The sequence below is a fragment of the Bacillota bacterium genome (assembly GCA_013178415.1).
In the GTDB taxonomy this organism is placed as follows: domain Bacteria; phylum Bacillota; class SHA-98; order Ch115; family Ch115; genus Ch115.
On the sequence record JABLXA010000018.1, the window covers coordinates 98,830 to 111,496 of the forward strand.

The window sequence follows — 12,667 nt, forward strand, 5'->3', positions numbered from 1 at the left end:
AGGGAGGCAGGCCGCCGGCAGTCCACCAATGCGGGTACTGGCGGGACCAAATCATGGTCAATGAACTGACTTCTGTTTGGAACAAGGTGTTAGATATTCTTGCAGGGGAGCTTTCAAAACCGAGCTTCGAAACATGGCTCAAATCTACCACTCCAACTGGGATGGAAGGTAATACTGTTTTAGTAAAGGTTCCCCATGCATTAGCGCGGGATTGGCTCGAGACAAGATATTCGACATTAGTCCGACGCGCCCTGGAGGCAGTAACCCATGAAGAGCTCAACATACGCTTTATAGCCCCGCCGGAGGCTCCCAACAGCACCCCGGTGCCAACCATTTCGGGAGCTGTGTTGGATCATTCTAAGACGCAGTTCGACGAGCTTTCATCGGCAGCGCTAAACCCAAAGTATACATTCGACACCTTTGTGGTTGGAAATAGCAACCGCTTTGCTCATGCCGCTGCCTTAGCAGTAGCGGAGGCGCCTGCGCGGGCATATAACCCCCTGTTCATCTATGGGGGAGTCGGCCTAGGAAAAACCCATCTTATGCAGGCGATAGGCCATTATGTACTTGAACAATCTCAGCAGAAGGTAGTGTATGTATCCTCAGAAAAATTTACCAATGATCTGATCAACTCTATACGTGATGATAAAACGGTTGAGTTCCGGGAACGCTACAGAAATGCCGATGTCCTCCTTGTAGATGATATCCAATTCCTAGCCGGAAAAGAAAGGACACAAGAAGAGTTTTTCCACACTTTCAATGCCCTTTATGAGGCCAATAAGCAAATAGTGATCTCAAGCGATAGGCCACCTAAAGAGATACCAACCCTTGAGGATCGTTTAAGGTCCCGATTCGAGTGGGGATTGATAACGGATATCCAGGCGCCTGATCTTGAAACGCGAATTGCCATCCTAAGGAAGAAAGCAAGCCTCGAGCATCTAGAAGTGCCTGGGGATGTCCTGGTATATATAGCCAATCAGATTCACTCAAATATCCGTGAGCTTGAAGGGGCATTGATCAGGGTGATGGCATTTTCATCTTTGAACAATGTACCTGTGACAGTGGAGTTGGCAAGCCGGGTCCTGAAAGATATGCTCCCTCAAACAAAGAACAAGCAGATCTCCATTGAGTTCATCCAACAGACAGTGGCTGATTTCTTCCAGATAAGTTTCGAAGAAATGAGGGCTAAGAAGCGCACGCGAAATGTGTCATTCCCACGTCAGATAGCAATGTACCTCGCGAGAGAGTTGACAGAGGCCTCATTGCCGAAAATAGGCGAAGAATTCGGTGGGAGAGATCACACTACGGTGATTCATGCCTGCGAGAAGATCCAGAGCGAAAGCCAGACGGACGCAGCGCTGGCCAATATCCTGAAGGAGATTATAGCAAGACTGAGGAATTCCTAAATCCCATACTATAATTAGGTGCATTATTCACACCAAACGGGGAAAACCCTTAGGATATCTTGTGGACAACCTGTGAATAAGTTCCGATCATTTATTCAATGTTGATAATGTGGAATATCTAGGTATATAATCCACATGGTTATCCACTATGGAATCTCTGTCAACCCTATGTCTTAGACCCATTATCAACAAATTCACATGTACTACTCCGAGTACGACGAAAAGCTTTGTATAGTATCTGATAGAAGTACGCGAGATAAGGGGACGTGATCAGATGAGATTTTCCTGCAATTCAGCCAATTTGGCCTCTGGAATACAGATTGTGACCAGAATTATCTCGTCAAAGACAACTCTTCCGATACTCTCAGGGATCATGCTAGATGCCTCAGAGGGCGATTTACGGTTGGCCACGAGCGATTTGGAAATCAGTATGGAAACACGAATTGAAGCCGAAATTTCCGAGCCTGGGCGATGTGTATTGCCGGCCAAATACATATCTGAACTGGTAAGGCGACTTCCCAATTTGGGAGTTACATTCACCTCTGCAGCGAACCTTGGCCCTGTTCAAATAAGCTGTAATAGTGCCGAATACTTGGTGAATTCTATGGATCCTGATCAGTTCCCACTTTTGCCTGAGGTGCCAATGGAAATGACATTCAGGATCCCTAGTGAGATCCTCTCGGAGCTCACTAGGAGGACCGCATATGCTGCCGCCATTGCTGATGCTAGGGCCTTCCTTTCAGGGATTTTAATCGAAGCATCTTCGGGGATGCTATCTATGGTCGCCACAGATACCTTTAGATTGTCATTCGTGACGGCAAAAGTTGACGGGATTTCCGGGGAATTAAAAGGGATCATAGTCCCGGCAAAGGTATTGGTTGAGGTCACTAGACTCGCAGGCAACCTATCTGATAAGGTAGGGATCGCCATAGGAGAGAATAGAAGTGAATTCACCTTCGGTACCACGAGGATTATATCTCGCTTGATCGAGGGAAGATTCCCCAACTACCGTCAGGTGATTCCAAATGGCCATATTGCAAGGATTAAGATCTCCTCAAGGCAATTCCTTGAAATGGTCGATCGGGTTTCTCTCCTCGTAAGAGATGATATTGGATCGGTAAAGCTGTCAGTTGCTGGCGGCGTTCTTACAGTCACAGCGAATAGCCCGGATCTTGGGCGCGCAAAGGAAGAGATATCCGTTGACCATGAGGGTGAGGATGCGGAGGTCGCGCTTAAGGCTTCATATATCCTGGATGCCTTGAAGGCTATTGAGTCCGAGAATGTTATATTTGATATGACAGGTGCTATGAGTCCTGTAAGTATTCAAGGTGAACAAGAGGAAGACGGCCTCCACCTCATAATGCCGCTTACCACCGCGTAGAAGGTGCTTTTATGATTACTGATATTGAGATTCAGACGGATAAGATAACACTTGAGCAATTATTGAAGTTCTCAGGCTACGTATCTACTGGTGGCCAGGCCAAGATACTCATACAGTCGGGCAAGGTCAGGGTGAATGGGCAGATTGAAACAAGACGGGGTAGAAAACTCGTGCCTGGAGATATTGTGGATCTTGGAGATGAGCTGAAGATTTTCCGCGTTACTAGGCATTAAAGATTATGGCAGTTGAACGTATCTTCATTTACAATTTTAGAAATTATGAGAAACTAGATCTTGAGATTGAGGGTGCCATAAATCTTTTCCTGGGAAACAATGCTCAGGGAAAGACGAATCTGCTTGAGGCCCTAGAGATGGCAGTTACATCGCGTTCTCATCGCACGAGCCGGGATGCCGAACTCATCAAGTGGGGTGCCCAAGGTTATTATATAAAAGCTAAGCTCAGGGTAGACCATACCACAGCCGTAGTGGAAATTGGGTATTCGTCCGATAAAGGGCGGGCGATAAGGGTTGATGGGCAAATAGTGCGTGGGGCCAACGGATTTTTCCCCGGTGCCGCAGTCGTATTCAGCCCAGATGATCTATCCCTGATCAAGGGGACGCCTGCCCTACGTAGAAAATACCTCGATTCTCTCGCGGTTCAAGTCAACCCAGGTTTTCAGGCCCAACTCTCGGCCTTCCAAAGGATACTGTTTCAGCGCAACTCCATTCTAAAGCATGGGGAAGGCATGAATGATGTAGTTCTAGGGGTATGGGATGAGCAGCTAGCTGCTCGGGCCGCCAAAGTGATCAACGGCAGGATGGCCGTTCTCAGAGAACTCCGACCGCTTGTCCAGGAAGAGCATAAGAGGTTGGGGAATAATAAAGATATCAGCATGTCCTATGATTCTTCATTGGGGATTCATGGCAATGATCAGAGCATTGATGCTGACACCATACTTGAAAGGATTTTAGAGGCCCGTGAGGATGACCGCGTCAATCGGTATACGACCGTCGGGCCCCATCGTGATGATCTGATCGTGACTGTAGACGGGACAGACCTACGGGTGTATGGATCACAAGGCCAGCAAAGAGCCGCTGTTTTGGCGCTCAAACTTGCTGAGGTCAGACTCTTGGAGAGGGCTAAAGAATATTCACCTATCCTTCTCCTGGATGATGTCTTCTCAGAGCTGGATACGCATCACAGGCAAGCGCTTGCCCGTGCCATGGGCGATTGCTCACAGGCCTTTATTACTGCTACAGATTTGGATTCCTTGCCAAATGAAATAGGACAGGCATCTATTTATTATATTCATGATGGTTCCGTTGGGAGAGGGTGAAGATTTATACTAATCTATAGTTCCTAGATTTGCCATTTCTCCCACAAAAGGAGGGTACCGGGCGGCAGTCCCCTTGTCCACGGAATAGTGGATATTTTTGCCGCGGATATCTATCGATGAGAAGATGTACTACGCCTGTCCCTATAGCTCAGGCCCTCAGGGCGAATATTCAAAGGCTCGGCATTGCAAAGCGTATCAAAGAGGGACTTGTGATCTATAAATGGAAGTCCATGGTTGGTCCAGAAATCGCAAGAATAGCCGTTCCTTTGCTGGTAAAAAATGGCGTCCTATGGATAAGAGTCAAGAATAATATATGGGCAAATGAGCTTTCTTTGTTTATCCCAAACCTTATGAAGAAAATCGCCAGGCAGATAGGCAAGGATATCGTGAAAGAGATTCGATTCAAAGTGGATTCCTGTATCCTGGAAAGATCTGATGGAGAATGCCATATGGAACAAGCCAGCAGCGAGGAAGATAACCCAGGGTCGGGCGGCACCTTTCTCCGACAAATCATTGAGCCGGAGGATTTGAAATTCGCGGATTCTATTTGCAAAGCTATCGCTGATGATAGACTGCGGCAGACTTTTTCGAATTTCATTTTGACCGCTCGGGCTATCCAGAAGCATAAGACTGTGAGTGATAAATGAAATGGTCTTATCAGGAAGGAGACTTGATTTTATAATGTTCATTCATCTTGGTGGAGATGTTGCAATAACGGGTGATGAATTCATAGCAGTGATTGACATTAGCGCCATAAGGAGAACCCCCACGATCGATGAATACCTGACGGCCGCAAGAGCAAAAGGGACCCTTGTAGATCTATCTGACGGGATCCCAAAGGCAATCGTTATTACTAGAGATAAGGTTTACCTCTCTCCGATATCCCCGGTGACGTTGAAACGACGCGCGGAGGGGCTTGTTGCCGTTACGGGAGACTATTTCACTGATGACTCCGAGACTGGCGACAGCAAGGATTAAGTATCTTTTCTAATGCCGGGGGTTCCCGATGGGCATACATCGGATGGCAATGGACATAGAACATCTGTTCTGATAAAATCGTGTATGGGAGTAGGATCCATATATCACTTGTTTGTAATCTCGTCATTATTCATAAAGTATCCTCACATTGTTGCAACATCAAGGGATTTGAAGTACACCGTTCATAGAGGGGAGGAGCCTGCCTCACATCAGGCGTAATGCCAAATGACAGGTGAAACATGAGAGGTGGGCGCAAGCTGTGGTTCAGATGAATCAAGGCAGCGCGATTCAAGATAAGAACAGCGGAGCAGCATATGGAGCTCAACAAATACAGGTACTAGAGGGGCTTGAGGCGGTAAGACGTCGCCCCAGCATGTATATCGGGAGCACGGACATCAAGGGCCTTCATCATCTAGTGTGGGAAGTTGTAGATAACAGCATAGATGAGGCTTTGGCAGGCTATTGCACCCACATTGAGGTTATACTAGAAAAAAATGGAGCGTGCACAGTCAAGGACAATGGCCGCGGGATCCCGGTAGACATCCATCCCAAACAAGGACGCCCGGCTGTAGAGGTTGTGCTGACAACATTGCATGCGGGTGGGAAGTTTGGAGGGGGGGGCTATCGTGTCTCCGGAGGCCTACATGGTGTCGGAGTAACAGTCGTCAATGCCCTCTCTGAATGGCTCGAGGTAGAGGTGCGCATCGGTGGCAAGGTCTATAGGCAGAAATATCAGAGAGGTAAGCCTATGGGCGACCTTGCGGTGGTAGGAGAGACCAGCGAAAGTGATACAGGCACAACAATAACTTTTATGCCTGACAAACGGATATTCGAGACCGTTGAATTTTCCTATGAGATGATAGTTCATCGTCTCAGGGAATTGGCGTTCTTGAGCAAAGGGTTGAAGATATCCCTGGCAGATTATCGGACTGAGCCGCCGCGATCGATGGATTTTGAATATGCCGGTGGTATAGTCTCCTTTGTTGAGCACTTGAATAAAAACAAGGATGTATTGCATGATGAGATCTTCTATGTCAATAAAAGCGTTGACGATACCTCCATCGAAATCGCTATGCAATACAACGATGGTTACACGGATAACACCTTCTGTTTCGCTAACCTTATCAATACGGCAGAAGGGGGTACGCACCTGAGCGGATTCCGTTCGGCCCTCACAAGGACCCTCAATGATTACGCCCGAAAAAACGGCATGCTCAAGGATTCTGAGGATAACTTCAGCGGCGATGATGTGAGGGAAGGCCTCACGGCTGTTATAAGCGTTAAATTGGTCAACCCGCAGTTCGAGGGCCAAACTAAGACGAAGCTTGGCAACAGCGAAATCAGGAGCATAGTGGAAGGGATATTTGGCGAGGCCTTTTCAGAGTTTCTGGAACAGAATCCACAGACAGCCAAGAGGATCATTGAGAAATGTCTCACTGCGGTCAGAGCAAGGGAAGCAGCGCGCAAAGCCAAGGAGCTCACCCGCAGAAAAACAGCCCTTGAGGTATCTTCCTTGCCAGGAAAGCTGGCGGATTGCAGCGAAAGCGATCCAGAGCTCTGCGAATTATATATTGTCGAGGGAGATTCTGCTGGTGGATCCGCAAAACAAGGGCGTGATCGAAGATTTCAGGCGATAATGCCCCTTCGCGGCAAGATTCTCAATGTTGAGAAGGCCAGGCTTGATAAGATCCTCGGTAACGAAGAAATAAAGGCGATGATTACGGCGTTGGGAACAGGAGTTGGAGATGATTTCGACATCTCGAGATTGAGATACTCCAAGATCATCACAATGACCGACGCCGATGTTGACGGGGCGCATATCCGGACTCTTCTTTTGACTTTTTTCTATCGTTATATGCGTCCCCTGATAGAAAATGGAAATGTTTATATAGCTCAGCCTCCGTTGTTCCACGTGAAACATAACAAAAGAGATCACTATCTGCACAGCGAGAAAGAGCTCGAGGATCTCTTAGGCAGGTTAGGATCAGATGGAGTAGTAGTGCAAAGGTATAAAGGCCTAGGTGAAATGAACGCCGAGCAGCTTTGGGAAACTACTATGAATCCTGAGAAAAGGGTAATCCTTCAGGTTACAATCGAAGATGCTATGGCTGCCGAGCAGATATTCACTACATTGATGGGAGACAAAGTGGAACCTAGACGTCAATTCATTGAAGAGAATGCAACTGAGGTAGCTGAGCTGGACATTTAGGCTCTACGGTGGTATTCATCTTTGAGGTGGACCTCCATGCTGCTGAGACGGCAGCATCAGAAAGATGAACATGACAGCGATTCATTTATGGGACAGCCGCGACGGATGTTCATCTTCTGCCTTTAGAGTCTGTACGTTAGAAAGGTCAGTGATGTGATTGGCTCTTGAAAAAGGTGGTAAAATCATTCCAATAGATCTGCATCAAGAAATGAAGAGGTCTTATCTCCTCTACTCGATGAGCGTTATCGTCGGCAGGGCTTTACCTGATGTCCGGGATGGACTCAAGCCTATTCACAGGCGCATCCTTTATGCTATGAAGGAGTTGGGATTGACCCCGGAAAAGCCCTACAAGAAATCCGCCACTATAGTCGGTGAAGTAATGGGCAAATATCATCCCCATGGAGATGCGGCTATTTACGAGACCCTAGTAAGGATGGCACAGGATTTTTCCCAGCGGTATATTCTGGTCGATGGCCATGGGAATTTTGGTTCAGTGGACGGAGATCCTCCTGCAGCGATGCGGTATACGGAAGCCAGAATGGCCCGGATTACTATGGAGCTCCTAGCCGACATAGACAAGGAGACAGTTGATTTCGGTCCAAACTTCGATAATTCCTTAAAGGAGCCATTAGTGCTTCCATCAAGGTTCCCTAATTTGTTGGTAAATGGTTCCTCAGGTATAGCTGTCGGCATGGCGACGAATATCCCTCCTCATAACCTGGCCGAGGTTATTGATGCATGTGTTGCGTTACTTGACCGGCCAGACATGACTATTGATGAGATTATGGAATTCATCAAGGGGCCTGACTTCCCCACCTATGGGCTTATCCTCGGCAAGGAGGGGATCCGCAGCGCATATCATAATGGGCGAGGAAGCATAAAGGTGCGGGCAAAGGCTGAGATCGAACAGGGTCATGGAGGGAAAACAAGAATCATAGTGACGGAATTGCCGTACCAAGTTAATAAGGCGAACCTGATACAGGATATAGCAAACCTTGTTCGTGAACGCAAAATCGATGGAATTTCCGACCTCAGGGATGAATCTGACAGATCAGGAATGCGAATAGTTATTGAGCTTCGAAGGGACGCCACTCCGAATGTCGTTTTGAATCAGCTATACAAGCATACGAAGATGCAAGATACCTTCGGGGTCATAATGTTGGTCTTGGTAGAGGGCAAGCCGCGGGTGCTCAACCTTAAGCAGGTCCTAGAATTCTATCTCAAGCATCAGGAGGAAATCGTAACCAGGCGAACTCGATTTGACCTGCGAAAAGCTGAGGAAAGGGCGCATATCTTGGAGGGGTTGAGGATCGCCCTATCCCATCTTGATGAAGTCATCAGGCTCATAAGGCAGTCTGAGACGCCAGAGACTGCGAAGAAGGCGTTGATGGCGCAGTTGGGCCTGTCTGAAAAACAAGCACAGGCTATCCTTGATATGAGGCTCCAAAGGTTGACGGGGTTGGAGCGAGATAAGATAGAGAGCGAGTATAATGAGGTAACGGCCTTGATTCAGAAGCTTAGGGCGATCCTAGCTGATGAGTCAAAGGTCCGTCAGGTGGTCAAAGAGGAATTGCTTGCAATAAAGCAGAAATATGCTGATCCCAGAAGAACGCAGATCTTGCCTGGCGAGGATGCGGGATTTGAATTGGAGGATCTGATAGCTGAAGAGGATGTGGTGATCACCCTTACTCACAATGGATATGTAAAGAGGCTGCCCGTCTCGACTTACAAGAATCAACGTCGGGGCGGAAAAGGTGTCACTGCCCTCATAACCAAAGAAGACGATTATGTTGAGCATTTCTCGGTGGCTTCAACACATGATTTCATACTATTCTTTACTGATAAAGGAAAGGTATACAGTGCTAGGGCCTATGATATACCAGAGGCTTCCCGCCAGGCGAGAGGCACAGCTATACTTAATTTGATCTCTTTGTCCGCGAATGAGATTATCAGGGCCGTCATTCCTGTAAGAGAATTTTCTGATGAGAAGTATGTGGTAATGGTCACGAAGCGGGGACTCATTAAGAAGTCCCGCCTTTCGGAATTCCAATCCGCGAGGCGAAGCGGCATCATCGGAATTTCCCTGGAAGACGGCGATGATTTGGTGGAGGTTAAGCTCACAGATGGGGCTCAGGAGATCATCCTCGTCACCGCCGGAGGCCTGGCATTGAGATTCCCGGAGGAAGAGGTCCGCCCCATGGGTAGGTCATCCAAGGGAGTGAAAGGTATAAGACTGAGAGCAGATGACTATGTGGTGGGGATGGATATCGCAAGGCCCGAATCCGAGCTCTTGGTAGTTACAAAAAGAGGCTATGGGAAGAGGACCCCACTTTCAGAATATCGAGTCCAGGGAAGGGGCGGGAAGGGAATAAAAACCCTCAATGTGACACAGAAGAATGGCCCTATCGCGGCCCTAAAGGTAGTCCAGGAACAAAATGAAATAATGATCATATCAGCTGGCGGTACTGTGATCCGGATGAACGTGCAAGAGGTGCCTTCTGCAGGCCGGGCCACCCAGGGGGTCAGACTGATGCGTACAGACGGTGATGATTTGGTTAGCGCAGTTGCACAGGTATCTGTTCACGACGAAAGATCGGGGGGCTAATATGGGTTTTAGGCATGCCAGGATGTGCGCTTTGAGCATCTTCGAAGGTGGGCGCATGGTTCATGGGCTATGAAGTCTTCGATCATACGGCTGATATCGGCATCAGGGTATGGGGAGAGTCTCTAGAAGACCTTTTCGAAACCGCTGGACGATCTTTGCTTGTTATAGCAGCTCCTAGGATTTTGGTGCAGCCGATTCAACACAGGCATATCATGGTAGAAGCCGATGATCTTGAGGCCCTTCTCGTTAATTGGCTTTCGGAGATTCTCTATCTTCTTTATGTCGAAAGCTTCTTTCCGGTTACAATAACGGCACATATAAATGGCATATCGACGGAGATTCATCCGGACATAGAGGATTCAGATAGATCAGAGGCCCCTTCACGTGGGCCAAAGGGAGGGGCTCCGTCTGAGTCTGGGCCAGGATTGAGCGTCGAGGGAGTACTCTCTGGTGAGATCATGGATAGGGAACGCCGTTCCCTGCTTGAAGTGGAGATCAAGGCTGTCACATACCATCTACTCAAGGTTGAGAGGCTAGATTGTAAAGGCAGGGCCGATAGGATGAAAGTACCCGACCAGCGGGCGGTTTGGTTTGCGCAATTTATCCTAGATATATGAGCTGATCAAGGGGGCAGAATATATACGATCTAACTTGTCCAAATTCCTTTCGCATATGAGAATAGCGGGGGATCTCATTCCCCGCATGAAGTCTGGAGGAATGACTCCATGGAAGGCTGGGCGGGACCACTAGAGAGAATAGATGAATTCCGGTGGATGATCCCTCATACATATAAGAAGGGCATGAGGGTTTCAGGGATCATTTTCGCCCATGAGGGGCAGATTTCGCAAATACGGAAAGACCAGGCCCCTGAGCAAGTGGCGAATGTCGCGTTCCTACCTGGCATTGTTGGAAGTTCATTGGCGATGCCTGATATCCATTGGGGCTATGGTTTTGCCATTGGCGGTGTGGCGGCGACTCTTTACCCAGAGGGTGTGGTCTCGCCGGGCGGAGTGGGCTTCGACATTAATTGTGGGGTCAGGCTATTAAGGACAAATCTGAAGCTTGTGGATATTGAGGAGCATCTCGAGGAACTGGTGCAGCGGCTTTTCAAGGAAATTCCCGCAGGGGCGGGGTCGGAAGGGGTAATCAAGCTCGGGAATGCAGAAATAACCCGGGTGCTTGAGGAAGGCGCCAGATGGGCTGTGGAAAAGGGGTTTGGCAACATCGAAGACCTAGATCGCATTGAGGAATATGGCGTTATGCAAGGAGCAGACCCTCAGAAAGTAAGCGACAAGGCCATCAGGCGTGGTATTCCCCAGCTAGGCACCTTAGGCTCGGGCAACCATTTTCTTGAAATTCAGCTTGTAGAGGAGATTTATGATCATAGAGCGGCCGAGATTATGGGGTTGGAGCCTGGATCCATTACATTGATGATCCATACAGGATCGAGGGGCCTCGGCCATCAGGTGTGCACTGACTATTTAGTAGCTATGAATGAGGCTGTCCGAAAATATGGTATCAGCCTACCAGATAGACAGCTTGCATGCGCGCCCCTTGACTCCCAGGAAGGTAAGGATTATCTCGCTGCCATGGCATGTGCTGCAAATTATGCGTGGGCCAATCGCCAATGCATAACTCATTGGGCACGAAGAGTTTTCGAAAAGGTGTTAGGCTCGTCGGAGAAAGCCTTGGGCATGGATTTGATATATGACGTGGCTCATAACATCGCCAAGATCGAGGAACATGAAATTGCGGGAAGAAAAGTTAAGTTGTGTGTGCATCGCAAGGGGGCAACTAGGGCATTTCCGGCGGGATCTTGTGACCTCCCAGAGATTTACCAAAAATTAGGACAGCCGGTCCTGGTGCCAGGTGACATGGGGCGAAATTCATACCTTCTTTTGGGCACTGAAAAAGCCATGGCGGAAACCTTCGGATCGACCTGCCATGGAGCGGGGAGAATCATGAGCAGATCTCAGGCCAAGCGTGATGGTCAAAGCGGTAAAGAAATAGAATCCGACCTGCGGAGCAGGGGTATCATAGTCAGGGCGGCGAGCAGAGCAGGGCTTGCAGAAGAGGCATCATCAGCATATAAGGACGTGAATGAGGTCGTGCGTGTATGTCAGGGGGCGGGGATCTCGCGCATGGTAGCCAGAATGAGGCCGCTTGGCGTCATCAAAGGGTAAGGGAAGACGAGGAACCCCGAAGAGAATGGCCAAGCTCGCTGAAGACTCGTTCCCAACCAATGTTACTGGCGTCTGTAGCCAGCATTTGAGGTAAGATATAAGCGGAAATGTGTGTAGAAGCGCTTTAATTAGCTATGGCGCGAATCTCTGCATATTGCCGGTAAAAATCGAGCAAATCAACCTCTTTCTCCGACAGATGCAATAAGTCCGCCTTATGTATGGTTGAAACAATTCGATGGGCATGGTATACTCAATCTTGCCTCAAGACGAGGTGCCACGAAATAGATCGTGGTTTTTTGCTCCTTGAAAACTAAACAGTGTGAAGGACAGAGCTGGTTCAACGAGGTATGAGCGAGGAAATTCTGGCTAGAGATAGTCAGAGGACCCGAGTCAATATCCTATAGATATCTATGAGAACCATCCCGATTGCGCTGGGGGGATAAATTCTCTGGTGCGGTAGGGAGGGATAAAGTTTTCATGGAGAGTTTGATCCTGGCTCAGGACGAACGCTGGCGGCGTGCCTAATACATGCAAGTCGAGCGGGGGTAACGAAGTAGTTTACTATGGAG

At 48.4% G+C, this 12,667-nt stretch carries 10 protein-coding genes and 1 other annotated feature; all 10 genes read left to right on the forward strand.

Annotated elements, in window-relative coordinates:
• Window positions 1–53: 53 nt before the first annotated feature.
• The 10 genes from dnaA (at window position 54) to HPY52_13600 (ending at window position 12,098) form a co-directional block, all read left to right on the forward strand.
• Window positions 54–1,406: a chromosomal replication initiator protein DnaA gene (dnaA, locus tag HPY52_13555; protein NPV81276.1), complete on the forward strand. Its 1,353-nt coding sequence runs from the start codon at window positions 54–56 to the stop codon at window positions 1,404–1,406.
• Between the two features lie 274 nt (window positions 1,407–1,680).
• A complete protein-coding gene (gene dnaN / locus HPY52_13560; protein ID NPV81277.1) occupies window positions 1,681–2,787 on the forward strand; it encodes a DNA polymerase III subunit beta in 1,107 nt (368 codons plus the stop codon).
• A gap of 14 nt (window positions 2,788–2,801) precedes the next feature.
• Window positions 2,802–3,020, forward strand: coding sequence for an RNA-binding S4 domain-containing protein (locus HPY52_13565; GenBank protein NPV81278.1), 219 nt, complete (start codon window positions 2,802–2,804; stop codon window positions 3,018–3,020).
• A gap of 5 nt (window positions 3,021–3,025) precedes the next feature.
• Window positions 3,026–4,123: a DNA replication/repair protein RecF gene (gene recF / locus HPY52_13570; protein NPV81279.1), complete on the forward strand. Its 1,098-nt coding sequence runs from the start codon at window positions 3,026–3,028 to the stop codon at window positions 4,121–4,123.
• A 116-nt stretch (window positions 4,124–4,239) separates the two neighbouring features.
• Window positions 4,240–4,770: a DUF721 domain-containing protein gene (locus tag HPY52_13575; GenBank protein ID NPV81280.1), complete on the forward strand. Its 531-nt coding sequence runs from the start codon at window positions 4,240–4,242 to the stop codon at window positions 4,768–4,770.
• A 34-nt stretch (window positions 4,771–4,804) separates the two neighbouring features.
• Window positions 4,805–5,101 (forward strand): DUF370 domain-containing protein, encoded by a 297-nt coding sequence (locus HPY52_13580; protein ID NPV81281.1) that lies wholly within the window; start codon window positions 4,805–4,807, stop codon window positions 5,099–5,101.
• A gap of 268 nt (window positions 5,102–5,369) precedes the next feature.
• Window positions 5,370–7,310, forward strand: a complete 1,941-nt coding sequence (gyrB, locus tag HPY52_13585; protein ID NPV81282.1) for a DNA topoisomerase (ATP-hydrolyzing) subunit B — start codon at window positions 5,370–5,372, stop codon at window positions 7,308–7,310.
• Between the two features lie 208 nt (window positions 7,311–7,518).
• Window positions 7,519–9,915 carry a DNA gyrase subunit A gene (gene gyrA, locus HPY52_13590; GenBank protein NPV81283.1) on the forward strand — a complete coding sequence of 799 codons (2,397 nt, stop codon included), beginning with the start codon at window positions 7,519–7,521 and terminating at the stop codon, window positions 9,913–9,915.
• 62 nt (window positions 9,916–9,977) lie between these two features.
• A complete protein-coding gene (locus HPY52_13595; protein NPV81284.1) occupies window positions 9,978–10,532 on the forward strand; it encodes an archease in 555 nt (184 codons plus the stop codon).
• A 108-nt stretch (window positions 10,533–10,640) separates the two neighbouring features.
• Window positions 10,641–12,098 carry an RtcB family protein gene (locus tag HPY52_13600; protein ID NPV81285.1) on the forward strand — a complete coding sequence of 486 codons (1,458 nt, stop codon included), beginning with the start codon at window positions 10,641–10,643 and terminating at the stop codon, window positions 12,096–12,098.
• A 474-nt stretch (window positions 12,099–12,572) separates the two neighbouring features.
• Window positions 12,573–12,666 (forward strand) — a sequence feature (possible 16S ribosomal RNA but 16S or 23S rRNA prediction is too short).
• Window position 12,667 lies beyond the last annotated feature (1 nt).

Bases quoted from the DNA above. Each gene is read 5' to 3' on its own strand.
- dnaA (NPV81276.1), top strand. From the start codon at position 54: ATGGTCAATGAACTGACTTCTGTTTGGAACAAGGTGTTAGATATTCTT.
- dnaN (NPV81277.1), top strand. From the start codon at position 1,681: ATGAGATTTTCCTGCAATTCAGCCAATTTGGCCTCTGGAATACAGATT.
- HPY52_13600 (NPV81285.1), top strand. From the start codon at position 10,641: ATGGAAGGCTGGGCGGGACCACTAGAGAGAATAGATGAATTCCGGTGG.
- gyrA (NPV81283.1), top strand. From the start codon at position 7,519: ATGAAGAGGTCTTATCTCCTCTACTCGATGAGCGTTATCGTCGGCAGG.
- recF (NPV81279.1), top strand. From the start codon at position 3,026: ATGGCAGTTGAACGTATCTTCATTTACAATTTTAGAAATTATGAGAAA.
- HPY52_13580 (NPV81281.1), top strand. From the start codon at position 4,805: ATGTTCATTCATCTTGGTGGAGATGTTGCAATAACGGGTGATGAATTC.
- HPY52_13575 (NPV81280.1), top strand. From the start codon at position 4,240: ATGAGAAGATGTACTACGCCTGTCCCTATAGCTCAGGCCCTCAGGGCG.
- gyrB (NPV81282.1), top strand. From the start codon at position 5,370: ATGAATCAAGGCAGCGCGATTCAAGATAAGAACAGCGGAGCAGCATAT.
- HPY52_13595 (NPV81284.1), top strand. From the start codon at position 9,978: ATGGGCTATGAAGTCTTCGATCATACGGCTGATATCGGCATCAGGGTA.